The sequence below is a fragment of the Polaromonas sp. P1_A2 genome, from assembly GCF_056406895.1.
In genome coordinates, this window is sequence record NZ_JBFTZI010000008.1 from 49380 (window position 1) to 70710 (window position 21331).

Annotated in this window: 19 protein-coding genes; 9 read left to right on the forward strand and 10 right to left on the reverse strand. The window is 65.3% G+C overall.

All coding sequences use genetic code 11. The features are described from left to right. Positions 1-5: 5 nt before the first annotated feature. Positions 6-2978, reverse strand: a complete 2973-nt coding sequence (locus tag AC1D09_RS22660; RefSeq protein ID WP_477663730.1) for an L-glutamate gamma-semialdehyde dehydrogenase — start codon at positions 2976-2978, stop codon at positions 6-8. Positions 2979-3099: 121 nt separating this feature from the next. On the opposite strand from AC1D09_RS22660, the gene AC1D09_RS22665 reads away from it, so the two are divergent. The 3 genes from AC1D09_RS22665 to AC1D09_RS22675 all read left to right on the forward strand — a co-directional run bounded on the left by AC1D09_RS22665 (position 3100) and on the right by AC1D09_RS22675 (position 5594). Next, the gene (locus tag AC1D09_RS22665; RefSeq protein WP_007872894.1) at positions 3100-3579 is read left to right on the forward strand and encodes an Lrp/AsnC ligand binding domain-containing protein; all 480 of its coding nucleotides are present in this window, start codon (positions 3100-3102) and stop codon (positions 3577-3579) included. A gap of 206 nt (positions 3580-3785) precedes the next feature. Further along, positions 3786-4925, forward strand: coding sequence for an ABC transporter substrate-binding protein (locus AC1D09_RS22670; RefSeq protein WP_477663729.1), 1140 nt, complete (start codon positions 3786-3788; stop codon positions 4923-4925). Between the two features lie 111 nt (positions 4926-5036). Then, positions 5037-5594 (forward strand): DUF3617 domain-containing protein, encoded by a 558-nt coding sequence (locus tag AC1D09_RS22675; RefSeq protein WP_477663728.1) that lies wholly within the window; start codon positions 5037-5039, stop codon positions 5592-5594. 197 nt (positions 5595-5791) lie between these two features. On the opposite strand, the gene AC1D09_RS22680 is transcribed toward AC1D09_RS22675, so the two are convergent. After that, on the reverse strand, positions 5792-6493 hold the full coding sequence (locus tag AC1D09_RS22680) for a YggS family pyridoxal phosphate-dependent enzyme (protein WP_477663727.1): 702 nt from the start codon (positions 6491-6493) through the stop codon (positions 5792-5794). A gap of 47 nt (positions 6494-6540) precedes the next feature. On the opposite strand from AC1D09_RS22680, the gene AC1D09_RS22685 reads away from it, so the two are divergent. The 3 genes from AC1D09_RS22685 to AC1D09_RS22695 all read left to right on the forward strand — a co-directional run bounded on the left by AC1D09_RS22685 (position 6541) and on the right by AC1D09_RS22695 (position 9770). Beyond that, positions 6541-7584 (forward strand): type IV pilus twitching motility protein PilT, encoded by a 1044-nt coding sequence (locus tag AC1D09_RS22685; protein WP_007873468.1) that lies wholly within the window; start codon positions 6541-6543, stop codon positions 7582-7584. A 48-nt stretch (positions 7585-7632) separates the two neighbouring features. Then, positions 7633-8769, forward strand: coding sequence for a PilT/PilU family type 4a pilus ATPase (locus AC1D09_RS22690; RefSeq protein ID WP_413328589.1), 1137 nt, complete (start codon positions 7633-7635; stop codon positions 8767-8769). Between the two features lie 86 nt (positions 8770-8855). Next, the gene (locus tag AC1D09_RS22695) at positions 8856-9770 is read left to right on the forward strand and encodes an NAD(P)-dependent oxidoreductase (RefSeq protein ID WP_477663726.1); all 915 of its coding nucleotides are present in this window, start codon (positions 8856-8858) and stop codon (positions 9768-9770) included. A 66-nt stretch (positions 9771-9836) separates the two neighbouring features. Here AC1D09_RS22695 and AC1D09_RS22700 read toward each other — a convergent pair whose 3' ends face one another. From AC1D09_RS22700 to AC1D09_RS22725, 6 genes are all read right to left on the reverse strand, one after another. Then, a complete protein-coding gene (locus AC1D09_RS22700; RefSeq protein ID WP_477663725.1) occupies positions 9837-10499 on the reverse strand; it encodes a BON domain-containing protein in 663 nt (220 codons plus the stop codon). Continuing rightward, positions 10496-11095 carry a phosphoheptose isomerase gene (locus tag AC1D09_RS22705; protein WP_007867672.1) on the reverse strand — a complete coding sequence of 200 codons (600 nt, stop codon included), beginning with the start codon at positions 11093-11095 and terminating at the stop codon, positions 10496-10498. The genes AC1D09_RS22700 and AC1D09_RS22705 overlap by 4 nt, the downstream gene beginning before the upstream one ends. A gap of 184 nt (positions 11096-11279) precedes the next feature. Then, positions 11280-12572 carry a hypothetical protein gene (locus AC1D09_RS22710; protein WP_477663724.1) on the reverse strand — a complete coding sequence of 431 codons (1293 nt, stop codon included), beginning with the start codon at positions 12570-12572 and terminating at the stop codon, positions 11280-11282. Next, positions 12569-14110 carry a hypothetical protein gene (locus AC1D09_RS22715; RefSeq protein ID WP_477663723.1) on the reverse strand — a complete coding sequence of 514 codons (1542 nt, stop codon included), beginning with the start codon at positions 14108-14110 and terminating at the stop codon, positions 12569-12571. Before AC1D09_RS22715 ends, AC1D09_RS22710 begins: the two co-directional genes overlap by 4 nt. A 39-nt stretch (positions 14111-14149) precedes the next feature. After that, positions 14150-17125, reverse strand: a complete 2976-nt coding sequence (locus AC1D09_RS22720) for a hypothetical protein (RefSeq protein ID WP_477663722.1) — start codon at positions 17123-17125, stop codon at positions 14150-14152. A 240-nt stretch (positions 17126-17365) separates the two neighbouring features. Beyond that, complete coding sequence (locus AC1D09_RS22725) at positions 17366-17632, reverse strand: hypothetical protein (protein WP_477663721.1); 267 nt, start codon at positions 17630-17632, stop codon at positions 17366-17368. Between the two features lie 257 nt (positions 17633-17889). On the opposite strand from AC1D09_RS22725, the gene AC1D09_RS22730 reads away from it, so the two are divergent. Further along, positions 17890-18198 carry a hypothetical protein gene (locus tag AC1D09_RS22730; RefSeq protein ID WP_477663720.1) on the forward strand — a complete coding sequence of 103 codons (309 nt, stop codon included), beginning with the start codon at positions 17890-17892 and terminating at the stop codon, positions 18196-18198. A 34-nt stretch (positions 18199-18232) separates the two neighbouring features. Here AC1D09_RS22730 and AC1D09_RS22735 read toward each other — a convergent pair whose 3' ends face one another. Then, positions 18233-18685 (reverse strand): YraN family protein, encoded by a 453-nt coding sequence (locus AC1D09_RS22735; RefSeq protein WP_477663719.1) that lies wholly within the window; start codon positions 18683-18685, stop codon positions 18233-18235. Between the two features lie 50 nt (positions 18686-18735). Here AC1D09_RS22735 and rsmI point away from each other — a divergent pair, with 50 nt between their 5' ends. Together rsmI and AC1D09_RS22745 are read left to right on the forward strand one after the other, a co-directional pair. Continuing rightward, positions 18736-19584 (forward strand): 16S rRNA (cytidine(1402)-2'-O)-methyltransferase, encoded by an 849-nt coding sequence (rsmI, locus tag AC1D09_RS22740; protein ID WP_477663733.1) that lies wholly within the window; start codon positions 18736-18738, stop codon positions 19582-19584. After that, positions 19581-20813, forward strand: a complete 1233-nt coding sequence (locus tag AC1D09_RS22745; protein ID WP_477663718.1) for a multidrug effflux MFS transporter — start codon at positions 19581-19583, stop codon at positions 20811-20813. The genes rsmI and AC1D09_RS22745 overlap by 4 nt, the downstream gene beginning before the upstream one ends. A 21-nt stretch (positions 20814-20834) precedes the next feature. On the opposite strand, the gene AC1D09_RS22750 is transcribed toward AC1D09_RS22745, so the two are convergent. Continuing rightward, on the reverse strand, positions 20835-21317 hold the full coding sequence (locus tag AC1D09_RS22750; RefSeq protein WP_477663717.1) for a hypothetical protein: 483 nt from the start codon (positions 21315-21317) through the stop codon (positions 20835-20837). Positions 21318-21331 lie beyond the last annotated feature (14 nt).

Consider the following 21331-nt stretch of genomic DNA (forward strand, 5'->3'; position numbering starts at 1 on the left):
AACCCTCAAGCGCCGCCCGCCAGCAGCGCGGCATTCCCGCCAGCCGCCGTCGTATTCACAGTGACCGTCTGCTCAGCGCAGAAACGGTAAAGGTAATGCGGCCCGCCGGCCTTGGGGCCGGTGCCGGAGAGCCCCTCTCCGCCGAACGGCTGCACCCCCACCACTGCGCCAATCATGTTGCGGTTCACATAAATGTTGCCGACATGGGCCGCCGCGGCCAGGGCCTGGGCGCGGGAGTCTATGCGGGTCTGTATGCCCAGGGTCAGGCCGTAGCCGAGTGCGTTGATCTGCGCGATCACGGCCTGCGGATCCTTGAGCTCGCCGCTGCCCCAGCGCACGACCTGCAGCACGGGGCCGAAGATTTCGTCCTTCACCTCGGACAGGCTGCGCACTTCAAAGGCTGCGGGCGGAATGAGGTTGACCGGTGCAGCCGGTGCCGCCGGCGTGACCAGCACCTTGGCGCTGGCACCCAGGCGCTGCAAATGCTTCTGGATATTGTCAAAGGCCTCACGGTCTATCACCGGGCCGACGTCGGTGGCAAGATCGGCGGTTTCGCCGGCCACCAGTTCCTGCGCCGCGCCCTGGATCATTTCGATCACGTGGTCCGCGATGCCTTCATGCACGCACAGCAGGCGCAGCGCCGAGCAGCGCTGGCCGGCGCTGCGAAACGCGCTTTGCACCACAGCGTCGGCCACCTGCTCGGGCAGGGCCGTGCTGTCGACCAGCATGGCGTTGATGCCGCCGGTCTCGGCGATCAGCGGGACGATGGGGCCGTCCTTGGCGGCCAGCGCGCGGTTGATGATTTTGGCGACCTGGGTGGAGCCGGTGAACACCACGCCGGCCACCTGGGGCGCCGCCACCAGCGCCGCGCCCACAGTCTCGCCGGGGCCGTGCGCGAGCTGCAGCGCGCCCTCGGGTACGCCGGCTTCATGCAGCAGCTTCACCGCCTCCCAGGCAATGCCGGGCGTCTGTTCGGCCGGCTTGGCCAGCACGGCGTTGCCGGTGGCCAGCGCAGCCGCGACCTGGCCGGTGAAGATGGCCAGCGGGAAATTCCAGGGACTGATGCAGACCCAGACGCCGCGCGCCGAGAGGCGCAGCTCATTGGTCTCGCCGGTCGGACCCGGCAGGGCCACCGGCTGCATGATGCGTTCGGCCTCATTGGCGTAGTAGCGCAGAAAGTCCACCGCCTCGCGCACTTCCGACACGGCATCGCCCCAGGTCTTGAAGGCTTCCTTCACCAGCAGCGCGCAGAGCTTGGGCATTTGCCGCTCCATGGTGTCGGCGGCGCGGCGCAGGATGGCAGCGCGCCCGGCCACGTCCACTTTGCGCCATTGCTGGTAAGCGCCGACGCCCTTCTCCACCGCAGCCGCGGCCTGCCGGGGATCAAACTCCGGCACTGCGGGCACGGAGGTGGTGGCCAGCGCGGTCAGCAGCGGCGCGCGCATGCTGGCCACCGTGAGGTCCAGGCCCAGGCTGTTGGGCCGGCCGGGGCCGTAGAGCGCGGGCGGCAGCGGCAGCGAAGACTCGGGCTCCAGCCGCAGCGGCGAGGTCAGCAGCTCGCCCATGCCGACCGACTCGTCGGCGAGCTGGTGCACAAAGGAGGAATTGGCGCCGTTCTCGAGCAGGCGGCGCACCAGGTAGGCCAGCAGGTCGCGGTGCGCGCCCACGGGGGCGTAGACGCGGCAGCTGATCAGCGGGTTCTTGAGCACCTCACGGAACACGCCCTCGCCCATGCCGTGCAGGCGCTGCAGCTCAAAGGGCACGGCGTTGCGCGAAGCCATCTGCAGGATGGCGGCAATGGTCGCGGCATTGTGGCCGGCGAACTGCGGGTAAATCGCATCGGGTGCGGCGAGCAAGGCCTGCGCGCAGGCCAGGTAGGACACGTCGGTGTGGTGCTTGTGCGTGAACACCGGGTAGTGCGGCAGGCCCATCTCCTGGGCGCGCTTGATTTCCGAATCCCAGTACGCGCCCTTGACCAGGCGGCACATCAGGCGCAGCCTGTATTTGCGGGCGATGGCGGCGATGTGATGGATCAGGTCCAGCGCGCGCGTCTGGTAGGCCTGCATGGCCAAGCCAAAGCCCTGCCACTGCGGGTGGTGTTGGGCCACCAACGCGGCCAGCGCTTCAAAGACGTCGAGTGAAAGCTCCAGCCGGTCGACTTCCTCGGCGTCTATCGTGAGGTTGATATTGGCCCGGGCCGACAGCTCGCACAGGCCCCAGACGCGGGGCACGAGTTCGGCCATCACGCGTTCGCGCTGGGCGTCTTCATAACGCGGGTGCAGCGCGCTGAGCTTGATCGAGATGCCGTCGTTTTTTTCGGTCGGGCCGCTGCTGCTGGCGCCGGCGGCGATGGCCTGGATGGCATGGGTGTAGCTCGCCAGGTAGCGCAGCGCGTCGGCGTCGGTGCGCGCGCCCTCGCCCAGCATGTCGTAGCTGAAACGCAGGTTGGGGATTTTTTTGCGGCTGTCGTCGGCCTCGCCCATGGCGTCGCCAATGGTCTGGCCCAGCACGAATTGCCGGCCCAACAGCTGCACGGCGCGCAGGGTGGCGGCCACGACGGTGCGCGCGCCCAGCTTGCTCATCAAGTTGGGGTGGCCGCCCTCGGGCAAAAACAGCTTGGACATGGCGATCGCGGAGGCCGACAGGCGCGCCATCACGCCGTCGCCGGCACCGTCAAAATCGGCACGCCCGAGCTGGTCGGCCGTCAGCGCAATCGCGGTCTCGGCATCCGGCACGCGCAGCAGGGCTTCGGCCAGGCGCATCAGGGCCAGGCCCTCGGCGCTGGAAATCGGGTATTCCTTGAGCAGGCTTTCCATGGCCCAGAAAGGCGGCGGGTTGTCGCGCACGGCCTGCACCCAGGGCTGGGCCGAATGCGCCGCCGCCGCCCAGTCCAGCGCGCCGGCCAGGCTTCGCAGCTGGCCGGCCACGATCTCGGATTCAGGGCGGTAGGGAAAAGGCAGGCGCGGGGAGGTGGACATCAGGGGCTCCATGGAGGATTTCACGGTTTGGGGCACTTATTCAGTGGATGCATCGATGTTCCGTTGAATAATGATGAGTTTCCCGCTAAATTTCAGAAAATAACCGAATAACTCACTACTCATGTTTGAAGCCTCCGCAGAAATTGACCGCATAGACCTCAAAATCCTGAATGTTTTACAGCAGGACGGCCGGATTTCCAACCTCAAGCTGGCCGAAAGCGTGGCCCTGTCGCCCACCGCGGTGCTGGCCCGGGTCCAGCGCCTGAGCCGGGACGGCTACATCCTGGGCTATGAGGCCCTGCTGAACCCGCTCAAGCTGGGCGCCGGCATGATGGTGTTTGTGGAGGTGCTGCTGGACCGCACCACGCCCAATGTCTTCGAAGCCTTCAAGGCGGCAGTGCAGGTCCACCCTGAAATCACCGAATGCCATATGGTGGCCGGCGGCTTTGACTACCTGCTCAAGACCCGCATGGCCGACATGGCGGCCTATCGCTCTTTCGCCGGCACCGTGCTGTGGCAGCTGCCGGGCGTGCGTGAAACCCGTACCTACGCGGTGATGGAAGAAGTCAAAAGCACCACCCGGCTGGCGCTGGGCGTTTGAAACCTCTCTCGAGACCCAAATCGTGCAATTCGAGACTTTTGCGGCATTTTTGCCGCTCTTGAGGTGCCGAAAGCGCAAGAACGGGGGCTAACCGCGTTGCCAAGCCTGCGGGCTTGGGATACCTTGGCACCACAACACCTAGGTGGTGGATTGCATAGGTAGCGCAGCCGTATCCCCGGCTGCGGACAATATCGGAGGGCTTCCTGATGAACAACCAGCCATGGTCCCGGTTCGGCGCGCTGCTGCTGGCGCTGGCCGCCGGCACCGCGCACTGCGCGGAAACCGGTGTCAGCGACAGCGAAATCCTGGTCGGGCAGTTCGCCGCCCAGACCGGCCCCGCGGCCGAGCTGGGCAAGCGCATGCAGCTGGGCATACTGGCCCACTTCAATGCGGTGAATGCGGCGGGCGGCATCAACGGCCGCAGCCTCAAGCTGGTCTCGCGCGACGACGGCTACGAGCCCGAGAAGGCCGCCGCCGCGGTCAAGGCCCTGATCGAGGAGGACAAGGTATTCGCGCTGATCGGCTCGGTCGGCACACCGACCACGCTGGCCGCCGTGCCGGCCATCAACGCGGCCGGCATTCCGCTGGTGGGCCCCTTTACCGGCGCGCAGGCCCTGCGCGAGCCCTTCAACCGCAACATCTTCCATGTGCGCGCCAGCTACTTTGACGAGACCGAGCGCATCGTGCAGCACCTGAGCACCGTCGGCATCACCAGGATCGCCGTCTTCTACCAGAACGACTCCTACGGCAAGGCCGGGCTGGAGGGCGTGACGCGGGCGCTGGCCAAACGCAACCTCAAGGCCGCAGCCAGCGTCACCGTCGAGCGCAACAGCGTGGACGTGGCCGCGCCGCTGGCGGAGATCCTCAAGGCCGCGCCCGAAGCGGTGATACAGATCAGCGCCTACAAGTCCTGCGCCGCGCTGATCAAGCAGGCCCGCGCCAAGGCTTACGGCGGCCAGTTTTTCAACGTGAGCTTTGTCGGCTCCAAGGCCCTGGCCGAGGAGCTGGGCGACGCCGGGGCCGGCGTGACGATTTCGCAGGTCGTGCCCTTTCCCTACACGCCCTCCTCGGCCATCGTGCGCGAGTACCAGCAGCGCATGACGGAAGCCGGCAACAAGGATTTTGATTTCTCGAGCATGGAAGGTTTTCTCGCGGCCAAGGTCTTCACCGAAGGCCTGCGCCGGGCCGGCAAACCCCTGACCCGCGAAAGCCTGACCACGGCGCTGGAATCGCTGCGCGACCACAACATGGGCGGCTTCACCATCAGCTACGCGCCCAAAAGCCACGAAGGCTCGCGTTTCACCGACCTGACCATCATCGGGCGCGGCGGGAAATTCATGCGCTGAACCGGGCCCGCCGTTGTGGCAAGGCCGCGCCGGGGCTTGCCAGGCGGCGCTCCCTGGCCATAATGCGAGCACAAACCACCCCCTCCCAGTCAGACCTCACCAGGAGTGCCCATGAAATCCATATCTCTTCTGCTGGCAAGTGCCACACTGGCCTTCGCCGCCGGCGCTCAAGCGCAAACCACCAAGCCCGGCTTGTGGGAAATCACCAACAAAATGCAGTCGAGTTCCGGCGAAATGGAAAAAGCCATGGCCAATATGGAAAAGCAGATGGCCAGCATGCCGCCCGAGCAGCGCAAGCAGATGCAGGACATGATGGCCAAGCAGGGCATGTCCATGGCGCCCGGCAGCGGCGGCGGCATGAGCATGAAGGTATGCATCACCAAGGAAATGGCCGAGCGCAATGAGCTGCCGCAGCAGCAGCAAGGCGATTGCAAGACCACCCAGTCGCCGCGCAGCGGCAACACCATGAAGTTCTCTTACGCCTGCACCCAGCCGCCCTCCAGCGGCGAAGGCGTGATGACCTTCAACGGCGACACCGGCTACACCATGAAGATGAACACCACGACCACCGTCAAGGGCAAGCCCGAGAAAATGACCATGGATGCCACGGGCAAATGGCTGTCGGCCGACTGCGGCACTATCAAACCCATCACCCCACCGAAAAAGTAGCCCGAAGAGATCTCTCTTTACTAGCAGGGGCCGAGGAACCGGCTTTGCCGAGCCTCAGGCGCAGCGGCACCGGAGGGGCTGGAGCCCGCGGCTCCAGGCCTGCTTGAGCAGGCCTGGACGGGCGACAGAGGCGAAGCGCCTCGCGAGCCGCGGCCTGCAAGGCCTCGGGAACTACACGAAGTGAGTGACCGTGGGGGCTATCTACTACCAAATATGGCGGTGCCTACGCGGACCATGGTGCTGCCAGCATGGATGGCGGCCTCCAGGTCGGCGGTCATGCCCAAGGACAAGGTATCCATAGGTGTCGGCAGGACACCCGAAGCATTGACCGCATCAAAAACGGCCTTGGTCCTGGCATGCAGCGCACAGGCCGCATCAAAATCGGCGGCGGGTTCGGGAATGGCCATCAGGCCGCGCAGGACCAGGCGCGGCAGTTGCGCGACCTCCTGCGCCAGGGCCTGGACCTCGGCCGGCGCCAGGCCCGACTTGTTGGCCCCGCCGTCGATGTTGACCTGCAGGCAGATCTGCAGCGGCGGCAGGCCGTCGGGCCGCTGCTCGCTCAGGCGCTGGGCGATCTTGAGCCGGTCGACCGACTGCACCCAGTCAAAATGCTCGGCGACCAGGCGGGTCTTGTTGCTTTGCACCGGGCCTATGCAGTGCCACTCCAGGGCCTGGCCGCCCGGCCGGCCCCGCAGCGCGAGGATTTTCTCCACGCCCTCGGCGATATAGTTTTCGCCGAAGGCGCGCTGCCCGTCCGAGGCGGCATCGGCGACGGCTTCGGCGCCGAAGGTCTTGGACACGGCCAGCAGCCGCACGGTGGCCGGGTTGCGCCCGGCGGCGAAGCAGGCCGTGGTGATACGGTCACGGACAAGCTGGAGATTGCGCACAATCGTGGTCATAATCGAACTGTAAACTTTAGTTGAGTCATTTTTAAAAGGGTCCCGGGATGGATATCACGCAGTTGCTGGCCTTTAGCGTCAAGAACAAGGCGTCTGACTTGCATTTGTCGGCTGGCTTGCCGCCCATGATTCGGGTTCACGGCGACGTGCGGCGTATCAATATCGACCCGCTGGACCACAAGCAGGTGCATTCCATGGTGTACGACATCATGAACGACACCCAGCGAAAAACCTACGAAGAATTCCTGGAGGTCGACTTCTCGTTCGAGATCGACGGACTGGCCCGCTTTCGCGTCAATGCCTTCAACCAGAACCGAGGCGCCGGTGCCGTGCTGCGGACCATTCCGTCCAAGATCCTGACGCTGGAGCAGCTCAACGCCCCGAAGATTTTCGGCGACCTGGCGCTCAAGCCGCGCGGCATGGTGCTGGTGACGGGCCCCACGGGCTCGGGCAAGTCCACCACGCTGGCGGCCATGGTCAACTTCCTGAACGAAACCGAGTACGGCCACATCCTCACGGTGGAAGACCCCATCGAGTTCGTGCATGAATCCAAAAAATGCCTGATCAACCAGCGTGAAGTCGGCCCGCACACGCTGAGCTTCAACGCCGCGCTGAAATCCGCGCTGCGTGAAGACCCGGACGCCATCCTCGTGGGCGAAATGCGCGACCTGGAAACCATACGCCTGGCCATGTCGGCCGCTGAAACCGGCCACCTGGTTTTCGGCACGCTGCACACCTCCAGCGCCGCCAAGACGATTGACCGGATCATCGACGTGTTCCCGGCCGAGGAAAAGGAAATGATCCGCTCCATGCTGTCGGAGTCACTGCAGGCGGTGATCTCGCAGACGCTGTGCAAGACCAAGGACGGCGCGGGCCGGGTCGCGGCCCACGAGATCATGCTGGGCACCTCCGCCATCCGCAACCTGATCCGCGAAGCCAAGGTCGCGCAGATGTATTCGTCCATCCAGACCGGCAACAGCGTGGGCATGCAGACCCTGGACCAGAACCTGACCGACCTGGTCAAACGCAACGTCATTTCCCCCGCGGAAGCGCGCGGCAAGGCCAAGATACCGGAAAACTTCCCCGGCTAAGTCCGCCGTCTTTCGTTGACAACAGAATCTGTTTGAAAGGAGTCGCTCATGGAACGCGACCAGGCCAGTAAATTCATCAACGACTTGCTCAAACTCATGGTCAGCCGCAACGGCAGCGACCTGTTCATCACGGGCGACTTTCCGCCGGCCATGAAGGTGGACGGCAAGGTGACCAAGGTGTCGCCCCAGCCGCTCAACGCCAACCACACGCTGGCGCTGGCGCGTTCCATCATGAACGACAAGCAGGCGGCGGAGTTTGAGCGCACCAAGGAGTGCAACTTCGCGATCTCGCCGCCCGGCGTCGGGCGCTTTCGCGTGAACGCCTTCATCCAGCAGGGCAAGGTCGGCATGGTCATGCGGACGATTCCGGCCACGCTGCCCACCATCGACGGGCTGGGCGTGCCCCAGGTGCTCAAGGAAGTGGTGATGAGCAAGCGCGGCCTGACCATCCTGGTCGGCGCCACCGGCTCGGGCAAATCCACCACGCTGGCCGCCATGGTCGACTGGCGCAACGAGCAGTCCTACGGCCACATCATCACGATTGAAGACCCGGTGGAGTTCGTCCACGCGCACAAGAACTGCGTGATCACGCAGCGCGAAGTGGGCCTGGACACCGACAGCTGGGAAGCGGCCCTGAAAAACACGCTGCGCCAGGCACCCGACGTGATCCTGATGGGCGAGATACGGGACCGCGAAACCATGGAACACGCCATCGCCTTCGCCGAAACCGGCCACCTGTGCCTGGCCACGCTGCACGCCAACAGCGCCAACCAGGCGCTGGACCGCGTGATCAACTTCTTCCCCGAAGAGCGCCGCACCCAGCTGCTGATGGACCTGTCGCTCAACCTCAAGGCCATGATCTCGCAGCGCCTGGTGCCCAAGCAGGACGGCAAGGGCCGTTTTGCCGCGGTGGAAGTGATGCTCAACTCGCCGCTGATCTCCGACCTGATCTTCAAGGGCGAAGTCTCCGAGATCAAGGAGATCATGAAGAAAAGCCGCAACCTGGGCATGCAGACCTTCGACCAGGCCCTGTACGACGCCTTTGAAAGCCACTTCATCACCTACGAAGATGCCCTGCGCAATGCCGACTCGGTGAACGACCTGCGCCTGCAGATCAAGCTCAATTCGCAGCGCGCCAAGTCGACCGACCTGTCGGCCGGCACCGAAAACTTCGCCATCGTTTAAGGCGCGAGGCGCCGGCCTCGCGCCGGCGCGGCTCTCTTCTTTCTCTTTCTTCTCTTCCCACGCATCCGTTCCCTGAATCCATTCCCATGTCCAGCACCACCTCCAAAACCTACGAATCATCGTCCCCCCGCCAGGTCGCCTTCCTGGGCCTGGGCGTCATGGGCTACCCCATGGCCGGCCACCTGGCGCTGGCCGGGCACGGCGTCACGGTTTACAACCGCAGCGCGGCCAAGGCCGCCGCCTGGGTTGCCGAATTCGCGGCCACGAGCAAGCCGGCGCAGGCCGCCCTGCCGCGCCTGGCCGTCGCCGGCGCCGACATCGTGTTTTGCTGCGTCGGCAATGACGACGACCTGCGCGCCGTCACATTGGGCGCGGACGGCGCCTTCGCCGGCATGAAACCGGGCGCCATTTTTGTCGACCACACCACGGCCTCGGCCGACGTGGCGCGCGAACTCTACGCGGCGGCGGCCAAGCTGGGCCTGCAGTTTATCGACGCCCCGGTGTCGGGCGGCCAAGCCGGCGCGCAGAACGGTGCGCTCACCGTGATGTGCGGCGGCGACAAGGCGGCCTTCGACGCCGTCAAACCCGCCGGCATGGCGTTTTCCAAGGCTTTCACGTTGATGGGTGCCAGCGGCGCCGGCCAGCTGACCAAGATGGTCAACCAGATCTGCATCGCCGGCCTGGTGCAGGGCCTGAGCGAAGCGGTCGCCTTCGGCCAGAAAGCCGGGCTGGACGTGAACCAGGTGCTGGAGGTGATCGGCAAGGGCGCGGCGCAAAGCTGGCAGCTCGACAACCGTGGCAAGACCATGGTCGCCGACAAATTCGATTTCGGCTTCGCCGTCGACTGGATGCGCAAGGACCTGGGCCTGGTGCTGGACGAGGCCAAGCGCAACGGCGCCCGGCTGCCGGTCACCGCCCTGGTGGACCAGTTCTACGCGGACGTGCAGGCCATGGGCGGCCAGCGCTGGGATACTTCGAGCCTGGTCAAGCGCTTACGCTAAGCCCACCCCACAGGCAAAAAAAAGCGGCCGCACCGGCTTGTCCGGTGCGGCCGCTTTGCTTTTGGTTCAGCCGCCCGCGGGCTTGGTGCTTTGGGCTGGCGGCGTGGCAGGCTTGGACGGCAGCATGCGCGCCAGCTCTTCCTCGCTGATGATCTCGAAAATGCGGATGACCTTCTGCACGCCGGGCGTGGAGCGCACCACCTCGGTGGCGCGATCGGCCTCGCGCTGCGTGACGCGGCCCATCAGGTAGGTCGTTCCGCGCTCCGTGATCACCTTGAAGGCGTTGGAGGACAGGTCGCGCGCATCGAGCAGCATGGCCTTGACGCGGCCGGTGACCAGGGCATCGGAAGAGCGCTGCGTCAGGGTCGAGGCGCCCATGACGGACAGTTCGTTGACCACCGAACTCACGTTTTCCACGCGCGCGACGATCTGCTCGACCAGCTGCTTGTCCTGGGCATTCGGCACTTCGCCGGTGAGCAGCACCTGCCGGTTGTAGCTGGTGAGGTTGACGTGCACGCGCTCGCCGACATTGCTGCGGATGCGGCTGGTGGCGCGCAGCTCAATGCCCTCGTCCTCCAGTTGCGCGCCGGAGGTGCGGCGGTCGGTCGCCACCAGCGCGCCGCCCGCGACGCCGCCCACCACCAGAGGGAAGCAGGCCGTCAGGCTGCCGCCCAACAGGGTGGCCGCGACCACGGTCAAAGTCAGCCGTTTAAACGAAACACATTTCATACAGAGGTCTCCTGATCGCCAAGTAACTGGGTGTCCACGCCATCGCAGATGCAATGCAGGACAAGAAGGTGCACTTCCTGGATACGCGCGGTCCGCTCATGCGGCACGCAGATATGCACATCGGTTTCACGCAGGGCATGGGTGATCTTGCCGCCGCCGCGGCCCGTCAGGGCCACCACGGTCATCTCGCGCTCGTGGGCTGCCTCGATGGCGGCCAGCACATTGGCCGAGTTGCCGCTGGTGCTTATGGCCAGCAGCACATCGCCGGCGACGCCCAGCGCGCGGACCTGCTTGGAGAAGATCACCGAAAAATCGTAGTCGTTGGCGATCGCGGTGAGGATGGAGCTGTCCGTCGTCAGGGCGATCGCGCCCAGCTCGGGCCTCTCGCGTTCATAGCGGCCGACGAACTCGGCGGCGAAATGCTGGGCGTCGGCGGCCGATCCGCCGTTGCCGCAGGCCAGCACCTTGCCGCCGCTGGTGACGCTGGCCAGTATGGCCTGCACCGCCGCCGCGACCGGTTTGGAAAGAACCTGGGCGGCCTGGTACTTGAGGTCGGCGCTGTCGATAAACTGCTGTTCAATGCGTTGTTCAAGCATGCGCCAATGATAGCGGGTCGGGATTGCGCCTGATCGTGACGGCCGAATGGCAAGCCGTCGGGTCCAACGGCGCACCCTATGCAAATCAAGAACTTACAGAGGCGAAAACCGCTTTTGTACCCGGGATTGGCCGGCTCTGCCAGGGTGAATTGTTAAAGCGGGTGACAGCGGGCAGGGGCCGTTTTTACGGCGCCGCAAGCGTCAGCGAATGCATCAACCCGTCTGCGACCACGTTGAAGTCGGCGATGGGGCGGTCGATCTCCCGGGTAATCACTTGAAGCCCGGCGCGCTCCAGCAATCTGACATCAGCCATCGGGATGTTGACGCCTTCAGGGGCAAACGCCCAGCGGATCGGGCGGTGGTTCGGATCCGGCGGCACGACAAAAAACAGGTCCGTGCCGCCGCCTTTGTGCTCGACGGACACGACGGGTAAGGCCGACGCCTGCTTCCTGCTGAAAAAACTGCCCTCACGCAGTTCGTCTTTCCAGCTTTGCATCAACGCAGAAAGGTCTTCCTCAACCTTGACCTGCGCGGTCGCGAAGACATCGGCACGGCGATAGGGAGCACCGCCGCGCGCCTCCTCGACGATCAGCAGGGCTTCGTCCCAGGTCTCCTGGCTGTCCAGGCGGATCTTGCCCGGCGGTACCTCCAGAAGCGACCAGACCACGTCCTGGCCATTGGCGCGCGCGGCGCGGTTGAGCTCAAGCACACGGACTTCGGCCATCTCCTTGAGCACACTTTTCATGTCCAGCCAGTGCCTCCACTTGCGCACATAGGCCTCGCCCAGCAGTCCCTTGATCTTGCTGCGATAGCCCTGCACCGACTTCGCAGCCTGCGCCAATACGTCCTGGCCCTGGCCGCCCGCATTTTTCAGCCGGTTCATCGCCGCGGCAATGCCGGCTTCGTGTTTTGCCAGGTACTCAAAAACCGGCGCCCAGGCTTCGTCAAAATCCGGCCCGATGACACTGCCCAGTTTCCGGAATGCGGGCAACAGATCCAGCTGGCGCGCCTCGCGCAAGTCCTTGTCGACCTGGTGCAAATTGCGATTGAAACGGCTCTGCATACGCGCCACGTCAACCTCGCGCAGAACGTCCAGGCGGTCCTGGAACACCTTGCGGGGCCGCACCTGCGGCAGTTTCACCCCCTTCGGGCCCAGGGTCTGATAGGCCAGGCAGCGCGTCTCCACGTCGCGAAAGATTGGCTCCAGGTAGTCACCGCTCAAACCCTCAAGTTTTCCGTCCAGCCTGTGCGCGGCCTCAAGATAGGCCAGAAAACTGCCTTCGGACGCATGATGGCGAAGCCGGACGGCGGCCTTGATGTAGAAGTCGGCCGCACGGGCCACTTCGGGCGACAGCCCCATCAGCGGCGTGAAGATGGAGCGCCAGCTGCGGCCCAGCACCACAGAAAACCCGAAAGGCAGCTGGAATGCCGCGGCCGTGGCCTTTCGCACCTGCTGCTGTCCGCCGCCCGTACTCATGGCGACACCGCGCCTTTACCTTTGAGCAATTTGGCATTGCCCTTGAGTCCCGCCACGTCGATGGCCGTCATCGCGACGTTGAAGACCGACCAGGCATAGCCCGGCCCCGCGGCCAGGCTTTTGCCTGGGTCGACATGCGTCCAGGACGCGGCCCGCTCGCGCCACTTTTTGTATTCTTCCTCGGCCGTCGACGCCACACCCAGCAGCGTGGAAACAATCGCGATGGTCGCAGCCACAGGCGGCACCTCGGCCGAGCCCAGCGCCATGGCCATCAGCTCACCGGTCCCGGCCGCCATCGAGGCCTTTTGCAGAAGGGACGGCTCACCCTCCTCGGCCAATCTGTCTTCGGCGGCGGCATAAGCCAGGGTCCCGGGTTCAATGGCCACATCCTCCAGGTAGCCATGCACCAGGAACGGGTAGGCCCAGACCTTGTCCGGGCTTTCCTGCAACTCGGCGCCGACCTCGCGCGAGGCATCGATCACTTTTTCCAGCTGCAGCCAGATTTCACGGCGCGGAAACAGGTAGCGGAAAAAATCCCCCGCGTTTTGCGCCGCCGGCCGGCGCGGCTGATCGAGCTGCAGGTTCATCGCCATGGCCGGCAGGTCGGTGGCGTGCAGCCTGAACATGATGGGCATTTCCAGGCCGATCCGGGCCAGCTCGACGGCGAACGCCGCAAGCTGCTCATTGCGCACCTGCCGGGCGGCCAGCGAGGCTGCTTCGGCGCCTTTGAACGCACCGGGGTTGTGGTAACTCGTCATCGCGGTCAGCGCCACGGCCAGTCCCTTGCGGTTCGCATCCTGGGTGATCTTCTCAAGCCGGGCTTTCCACTCGGCGATGTCGAGCAGGGCCTGAAAAAGCCGCTCAAGCCGGCCGGCTTTGAGCGGATAAGGATCGGCAAGCCCCGGCAGGCCCCTAAAAGCCGCCTCCTGCTTGCCGGGATCAGCGCTGTCGCCCAACTCAAACAGCAGCGAAGCCTCCCGCAGCGCCTCCACACCCGACCGCGCAAGGCGGATGCGCGCGAACAGTGCGATGTCGGCAGCCATCGCCGCCTGTATCTGCGCGATGCGCTGCTTGGTCTGCTCGCGCTCCAGCGCCCAGAGATTGAACAGCTTGCGGCGCGGCGATTCCGGATGCAGCACCATCGGAGGGTCACCGCGCAGGCCGAACTCCTTGACCGGCCAGCGCGCGACACCGACGATGGCGCCATGGATCGCCTCGAAAGCCGCGCGGCCGTAGATGGAAAAAACCATTTCACAACAGGCCTTGAACTCCGCGGCCAGATCTTTGGAGGCCACGTCAAAAGACAGCTTGATCAGCGAGCCATAAGGTTTTCCTGTTTCAGGCACGGCCTCATGCACATCCAGCAGCAGGTCCTGCGGCCGCAAAGGCTCACCCGCCGGCATCGGGTGCTCGGCTTCCGCCTTCAGCAAGTCAAGCACAGCGGCGCTGCCGTAGCTGCCGCGGGTTTCAGTGACCCGCTCGGGAATGGCCAGCACGAAGTGCTGGCCTGGCACCATCTCACCGGGTTCGGTCAGCATCTGCGATTTCCGCTTGTGCCTGGATGGCCAAAAATGGGCTCAGGCATAACGGCCGGGAAAAGCCGGCAGGGTCAGGGTGGGGGTATCGATGGCCACCAGGGTGGTCGGCAGCGAAATATCGATGGGCGCGCCGACAACAATGCCCCCCACTTCAAACAAGGCATCGTCGACCGCGGCGGCGACCGGCCGGTCCAGATCAAAAGTGAAAGGGTTGGCGATGGCCTTGACCACATAGATCTTGCCGCCTATGCGCACTTCACGCTGCAGGTCCGCGGGTTCGCTGAAATTGGTCCCGCGCACAGTCGCGCGCCGCGCGCCGGCCGCGATGGTGACGCGGCCCGGCGACAGCGAAAAACCGTCGCGGGCGGCGCGCGCCAGGTCTTCGGCGATGGGCTGCTGGCGTGAGAACCACGGCACCATCCGGCTCGGGTCATTGAGGAACTGCCCATTGAGGTAGAGGTCCACCAGCGGCTCCATGCCGGGCAGGCAAGGCAGTTGCACGCGCGCGGCGCCGGCCCCCAGGAAGCGCGCGAACTGCGGGTCGGCGTTGTAGGCGGTCGCAAGCGCCCCCCATTGCTCGCCGCGGCCGTAAAAATAGGCTTCGAAGCGATAAGCCAGGTTCGCCCAGTCGAACACACGCTCGAAGAAATCAATCATGACGCCATAGGCGGGCAGGGCCTGGCGATTGATGGCCGGCAGGCTGCCGTCGCCGGACGCCGCCAGCACATTGCCCGCCAGGCTCGGCAGCTGCAGGCCCATCAGCATGTCGATGATGGCCCGCTTCAATTCATTGCGCTCCACTTCCCGGTAAAAAGAATCTGGGCGGACCATGTCGACGCGCGCGTTGTCGAGCTGGGCGCGCTGCAGGGCTGCCGCATGCTCGGCCTGCCGGGCGCGGTAGGCGTCCATGAAGACGGCATAGCTTTTTTCCGCCCACTCGCGCTCTTTGGCGGCCGTGCGCACGCAGTCCAGGCGGATGGAAAAAATCGCCGCCTCCAGCGTGGTGGTCACCCCGATGGAGACTTCGCCTTCAAGATGCACCCTGCCCTGGCCCTGCTCCTGGAGCGCCTGGTTCAGGCCATAGACGAACCCGCCCGCGCCATTGTTCGCGCCCGCCACCGGCACCATCAGCGTGAAACGGCGCCCGCCCATCAGCAAAGTGACATAGCCGTTTTCATGCACGAAAGAGTTGGTCTCGTGCAAAGCCAGCTCTGGCTGCTTGAGGCGGGCCTTTTGCCATGTCTTGAACGCGATTTCACCGTCTTCCGCGGCGTAGCCGGCCGGGATCTTGATGCCCGCTTCCGGCACGGCGGATTTGGAGTTGAGGGACTCCCACCAGTCGGTGTCCGCACCGTTGATGTTGGCGCGAAATTTATGCGCCAGCGCCTTTTCATCGGGCTTGTCATCCGGCGTGAGCGATGCCATGCCATGGGCCTGCTCCGTCAGCCTGGGCGGCAGCTCCAGCTGCACGCCCCATTGGCCCGCCAGCGTGACGATGTCGTGCCAGCGCACGGGCTCGTCAAGCCGCTGCGGCACGCCGCGCACCGTACGGCTCAACGCAAAGTCACCCAAATCGATTTCCCTGGGAGCCGCGCCCTGCCCATCGCCCGGCAGCAGGGGCGGCAGGGGCGCCGGCCCTGCGATCCTGGACGCACGCATGCCCTCCAGGCTGGCCCAGAAGGCCGCGGGCTCCGGGATGATGAATTCATAAAACTGCCGCCGGCCGTAATTGATCAGGTGCAGCTGGTATTTCTTTTCAATCCACCGGTACACGCCGACGATGTGCCCGTCGCCCTGGACATTGTTGAAGCCGTGCGTGGTCGTGTCGCGGATTTCCGAGGTGGTGATCGACTCGCGCACGGTGCGGACCCGGTCGGTGATTTTTTCCTGCACCCGCGACACGATCTCGCCGACATGCTGCTGGGCGGCGGCTTCACGCGTTTCGGTGCTGCGGTTGTAGCTGGCCGAGGCGCCCGCGGTGATCACGTACTGCCCGGTCCCCGTCGTCCCGCTGACCATGGCATTGAGGCCGCCTTGCAAGGTCAGGTTGTCCTGCTTTTGCGCCGACCACTCACGCTTGAATTCGTCACGCGTGGTCGACTGCAGGTCGCGCTCGGTGACCGATTCCTGGATCTCTTCGCTGAGCAGCCGGACCTCGTCGCGCTTCAAATTGCGGAACGAACGCTGGTAGTTTTCGCTTTTCAGCACGTTCTCAATATGAGCGACTTCACCCATGGCATACGAGAGCAGGTGCTGCTTGACCACCACCAGGTCACCCACATACTGGTGTACCGGCCGTATCGGCTCGGACGGCGTTGTGGGCTTAGGCTCGCCCTTGAGCAGCTCCAGGTCGCGCTTGCGCAGGTTGCCGAACATGGACGGCTTGGGCGGCGCCGCTTCAATCGGGAACACCAGGATGCCCTGCAGGATGGCGGGCTCCCAGGCCAGCAGGCGGTCAGGGTTGCGCCGCGAAGTCAGCAGCCGCTCAATCGACTCCATCGCGCAAATCGTCGCGGCCGTGCCTTCGCGGTCTACGGTGGCATCGTTGCACAGCACGGCGGCCAGCAGCACGTCGGCCAGTGCGGCGCGCCGGGCCGCCATCTGGAGCAAAGCCTCGGTCAGCACGCCCGACTCTTCGCCCAGCCATTTGTCCAGGTTGCTGCCGAGCGCGGCGCCGTGCGTGACAAACTCGCTGAGCACATAGTCGAGGGCGCGGCCTTCGCTGCGGGCTTCGGCAAACTTTCGCAGCGCCTTGACGTGGGGCGCAAACCCGATGGCAAACGGCGAACGCCCGCCCTTCCAGGTCTCCAGGGCTGCCTCCACCTTGATGCGCGCCCTCAGCGGCGTGCGCCAGTCGCCCTGGTGGATCAGGGCCTTGACGTCATTGAGATACGCCAGGGTCTCATCCGTGGCGCTTCGGCCATAGGCCGGCACGACGCGGGGATGGGGTGAGTTGTCGTCCAGCTTGTCCGGTGTACGCAAAACGTAGAAGCTGCTCAGTTCATCAACGATCATGTCGCCCCCCCTTGGATGGGTGTCACTGAAATGGCATGGCCCGCGGCTTGCGACGCTGGCGATTGGCCGCCATTGACGCACGGAGGGGACCTTTTGCGACCCTGCGGGCACCTCGCCTGCCGCAAAGCCACGACAGGCTATCACTGGCAACGGTGACGCTGAAAGGGAATAAAGACCCGAGAACGTCGCCGCCAAGGGCTGCGGCCCAACCCGCGGCAACTTGGGCACGCACCTTATTTGCTACAAAATGAATAGCAAACTACCTTCATGCCTGTTGAACTGGATGCTCATTTGGCTCATAAAGCCAACTGGCAATCCTGCCGCGGGTGCCTCTGCCTGTTCTTTCCAAGCAAAACAAACCTTACGTTTTCTTTCAGTCAAAAAGCGGATGGAAACAGCAGACCCGGATGGGCAGCTCAAGACGATCCAGAAGCGTCGAACGCCGCAGGCAGCCATTCCATGGCGCCGCCAGCCCCCCGCGCCCAGCGCGCCGTTGATCAGCACCACGTCACACCGGCTCGGCGGCGGCAGGCTCGCGACGGCCGGCCCGCCCCGCCAAACTTTATAGAATCGAGGGCTTTGCGAAAAAACCGCCGCCTCCGGGGGAGGCGGGCCCACCGCGAACATCAAGGCACAAAAAGCGGAACTAGTTCCAGGAACTATGCCCGGTTCATTCCACAAATGCGGCGCACGGCGGCCGCCTGCGGAAAATTTGCGCCATCATCGATATACATACGGTTACTTAACAAGCCAGTCCCACGCACATGAGCAGTCCCGTCTTTGATCCCGAGGTCGTCAGGAATGTGACCGCCGCCTTCATGCAGGCGACGGCCGCGAGATGGCCGTTCCCGAGCGTGGAGCTCCAGGACCGTGACACCTTCATGCTGATACGTGTGGACGTTCCGCCCTCGGACAAGCGCGACATCGACCTGCCCGTGCGGCAATCCATCGCGCTCGCCCTCAACCAGGCCGTCCCCGTGCATTTCACGCAGAAGTTCGGCCACTGGATCGTCACCTTCCTGCGCGACAACAAGATGGTCGAGACCGTGCACCCGAGCGAATTCCAGACCTGACCCGGCAGGCGCCCCGCCTGGCGGCGGGCACGGTTCACGAAGCGTCGAACGCGGCGGGCAGCCATTCGATGGCGGCGCCCGAACCTTCACCGAGCGCGCCCCTGACCAGCAACACGTCAAAACGGCAGGGCGGCGGGGTCGCGAAACGCATCAGGTAGTGGCGCGCCGCCAGCACGATGCGCTGCTGCTTGGCACTGCTGATGCTGGCCGCCGCGCCGCCGTGCAGGTCGTCCGCGCGCTGCCGCACCTCCACAAACACCAGCGTGCCGTCGGGCGCGCGCATCACCAGGTCGATCTCGCCGCCGCCGCGGCCCGGCGTTCGATAATTGGCCTGCACAAAGCGCAGCCCCGCCCGCACCAGGTAGGCGCGCGCGGCGGATTCCGCGGCATCGCCGCGCGACTTGGTGGTAACCTGCCCGGGCAGGGGCCGCGCCTCGGCGGCCGCGCCCACCGGCGGGACCTTGGAAACCTTTCTGGAAAACCACATTGAACGCTTCTTTCGACCTGGCCCTGGATGCGGCGCGCGCCGCGGCGGGCATGCAGCATTATCCGGAAAGCGCGCTGTACGTCGTGGCCACGCCCATAGGCAACCTGGCCGACATCAGCCTGCGCGCGCTGCAGGTGCTGCAGCTGGCGGACGCGATTGCCTGCGAGGACAAGCGCCACTCCCAGCCCCTGCTGCGCCAGTACGGCATCGACAAGCCGCTGCTCGCGGTGCACGAGCACAACGAGGCGGAGGCCGCGAACCTGGTGATTGAACGCCTGCAGCGCGGCGAGCGCGTGGCTTACGTCAGCGATGCCGGCACGCCCGCCGTGAGCGACCCCGGCGCGCGCCTGGTCGCGGCGGTGCGCGCGGCCGGGCTGGCCGTCATGCCCCTGCCCGGCGCCAGCAGCGTCACCACGGTGCTCAGCGTGGCCGGCCTGGCCAGCCCCGGCGGCGAGACCGGTTTTGTGTTTGCCGGCTTTTTGCCGAGCAAGGCCGGCGAACGCGACCAGGCCATCGCGGCGCTGCAGGCCGATACGCGGGCCGTCGTCATTCTTGAAGCGCCGCACCGCATCGAGGCGCTGGCGCGCGCCATGGCCGTGCTGGGGGAACGCCTGGTCACCGTGGGCCGCGAGCTGACCAAACAGTTTGAAGAAATCGCAACCGTGCCGGCGCAGGACTTCGCGGCCTGGCTGGCCGCGGGGCCGCAGCGCACGCGCGGCGAATTCGCCCTGGTGCTGCACCCGTGCGCCGCGCCCGAAAGCGCCGAGGACGGCACGCGGGTGCTGCAGCTGCTGCTGGCCGAACTGCCGCTCAAGACCGCGGTGAAGCTGGCCGCCGACATCACCGGCCTGGGACGCAACGAACTCTACGAAACCGCCCTCAAACTCAAAAACGCATGAACCCCAATGCCGACCAGCTCTGGCGCGCCCCGCGCTGGACACTCGCCGCCCTGCTGGCCATCCTCGGCATGCTGGGGCCGTTTTCCATAGACACCTACATCCCGGCGTTTTCGGGCATCGCGCAGTCGCTGGGCGCCTCGCCAGTGCAGATGCAGCAGACGCTGTCGGCCTACCTGTTCGGCTTTGCCTTCATGAACCTGTTCCACGGCGCGCTGGCCGACAGCTTCGGCCGCCGGCCCGTGGTGCTCTGGGGCATCGCGCTGTTCACCCTGGCCTCGGCCGGCTGCGCGCTGTCGCAAAGCATAGGCCAGCTGGTGTTCTTCCGCGCCGTGCAGGGCCTGTCGACGGGCGCCGGCATCGTGGTCTCGCGCGCCGTGATCCGCGACATGTACCCGCCGGCGCAGGCCCAGCAGGTCATGAGCCAGGTCACGATTTATTTCGGTGTGGCGCCCGCGCTGGCGCCCATCGTCGGCGGCTGGCTGTTTGTGCACCTGGGCTGGCACAGCATCTTCTGGTTCCTCACCGGTGTGGGCGTGGTGCTGTGGGCGACCAATTTCCGCTTCCTGCCCGAGACGCTGCCGCCGCTGGACCGCCAGCCGTTTGAGGTGCGGCACCTGATGCGCGGCTACTGGCAGCTGGGCTCCAGCCCGCGCTTTTTGCTGCTGGCGCTGGCCAGCGGCGTGCCCTTCAACGGCATGTTTTTGTACGTACTGTCGGCGCCGGCCTTCCTGGGGGACCACCTGGCGCTGCAGCCCACCGAGTTCTTCTGGTTTTTCCTGCTCACCATTTCCGGCATCATGTCCGGCGCCTGGCTCAGCGGCCGGCTGGCGGGCAAGATCGCGCCCAAGCAGCAGATACGCCACGGCTTTGTCATCATGCTGCTGACCTCGCTGCTCAACCTCACGGCCAACCTGCTGTTCACGCCGCATGCCTCCTGGGCGCTGTTCCCGATCGCGGTGTTCGCCTTCGGCTGGGCGCTGATGGTGCCGGTGGTCACGCTGCTGGTGCTGGACCTGTATCCCGAGCGGCGCGGCATGGCGTCGTCACTACAGGCCTTTATCGGCTCCACCGCCAACGGCATCGTGGCCGGTATCGTCGCGCCGCTGGTCATGCATTCCACGCCCGCGCTGGCCGCGGTGTCGCTGGGCATGATGTGCATAGGGCTCACGGCCTGGATGTATTTGCACCACCGCTGGCCCGAGATAGGCCGCGTCGCCTCGCGCGACTGAGAGCAAATACCGGAGACCGCCTTACAAGCGGTCGTTCATCCTGATCGGGAACTCCATGCCCTGACCCACACGCCGCACCACGTAGCCGGCATCGAGATAGACAAAAAAGAACATGTCCTGGTCGCCGTCCCGCCAGCGGTAGGTCATGATGTCGCCCGACCAGGAGACCACGCCGTCGACCTTCGCGGGAGGCCCGAACTCGCGCTCCACGTCGGCACGCGTCCATTTGCCGACTTCTATCCTGGAGAAGTCCTGCGGGTTCAGGACCTGCCTGACGCTCACCACCTTGCCAGCGGCATCGAGGTCGACCATCACAGCTGACTGGCCCGCCGGCTGGCGGGAATACTGCAGGCGCGTGCCCGAGGCCAGCGCCACTGTGCGCGTGGGCGTTCCATAACTCGCGAGAACCTGCTCGCGCGACATGCCGGGCTGCACGCCGACGGCGCAGCCCGCGGCCAACAAAGCGGCAAGGGCCGCCGCGGAAACAGTTTTAACCATGGTCATAGGGGTAGCTCCTG

Excerpts from the sequence above, each read along its gene's own strand:
- AC1D09_RS22665 (WP_007872894.1), top strand. The coding sequence starts at position 3,100 with ATGTTTGAAGCCTCCGCAGAAATTGACCGCATAGACCTCAAAATCCTG.
- AC1D09_RS22745 (WP_477663718.1), top strand. The coding sequence starts at position 19,581 with ATGAACCCCAATGCCGACCAGCTCTGGCGCGCCCCGCGCTGGACACTC.
- rsmI (WP_477663733.1), top strand. The coding sequence starts at position 18,736 with ATGCAGCATTATCCGGAAAGCGCGCTGTACGTCGTGGCCACGCCCATA.
- AC1D09_RS22715 (WP_477663723.1), bottom strand. The coding sequence starts at position 14,110 with ATGCTGACCGAACCCGGTGAGATGGTGCCAGGCCAGCACTTCGTGCTG.
- AC1D09_RS22710 (WP_477663724.1), bottom strand. The coding sequence starts at position 12,572 with ATGAGTACGGGCGGCGGACAGCAGCAGGTGCGAAAGGCCACGGCCGCG.
- AC1D09_RS22670 (WP_477663729.1), top strand. The coding sequence starts at position 3,786 with ATGAACAACCAGCCATGGTCCCGGTTCGGCGCGCTGCTGCTGGCGCTG.
- AC1D09_RS22720 (WP_477663722.1), bottom strand. The coding sequence starts at position 17,125 with ATGATCGTTGATGAACTGAGCAGCTTCTACGTTTTGCGTACACCGGAC.
- AC1D09_RS22705 (WP_007867672.1), bottom strand. The coding sequence starts at position 11,095 with ATGCTTGAACAACGCATTGAACAGCAGTTTATCGACAGCGCCGACCTC.
- AC1D09_RS22735 (WP_477663719.1), bottom strand. The coding sequence starts at position 18,685 with ATGTGGTTTTCCAGAAAGGTTTCCAAGGTCCCGCCGGTGGGCGCGGCC.
- AC1D09_RS22685 (WP_007873468.1), top strand. The coding sequence starts at position 6,541 with ATGGATATCACGCAGTTGCTGGCCTTTAGCGTCAAGAACAAGGCGTCT.
- AC1D09_RS22660 (WP_477663730.1), bottom strand. The coding sequence starts at position 2,978 with ATGTCCACCTCCCCGCGCCTGCCTTTTCCCTACCGCCCTGAATCCGAG.
- AC1D09_RS22730 (WP_477663720.1), top strand. The coding sequence starts at position 17,890 with ATGAGCAGTCCCGTCTTTGATCCCGAGGTCGTCAGGAATGTGACCGCC.
- AC1D09_RS22690 (WP_413328589.1), top strand. The coding sequence starts at position 7,633 with ATGGAACGCGACCAGGCCAGTAAATTCATCAACGACTTGCTCAAACTC.
- AC1D09_RS22750 (WP_477663717.1), bottom strand. The coding sequence starts at position 21,317 with ATGACCATGGTTAAAACTGTTTCCGCGGCGGCCCTTGCCGCTTTGTTG.
- AC1D09_RS22675 (WP_477663728.1), top strand. The coding sequence starts at position 5,037 with ATGAAATCCATATCTCTTCTGCTGGCAAGTGCCACACTGGCCTTCGCC.
- AC1D09_RS22695 (WP_477663726.1), top strand. The coding sequence starts at position 8,856 with ATGTCCAGCACCACCTCCAAAACCTACGAATCATCGTCCCCCCGCCAG.
- AC1D09_RS22680 (WP_477663727.1), bottom strand. The coding sequence starts at position 6,493 with ATGACCACGATTGTGCGCAATCTCCAGCTTGTCCGTGACCGTATCACC.
- AC1D09_RS22700 (WP_477663725.1), bottom strand. The coding sequence starts at position 10,499 with ATGAAATGTGTTTCGTTTAAACGGCTGACTTTGACCGTGGTCGCGGCC.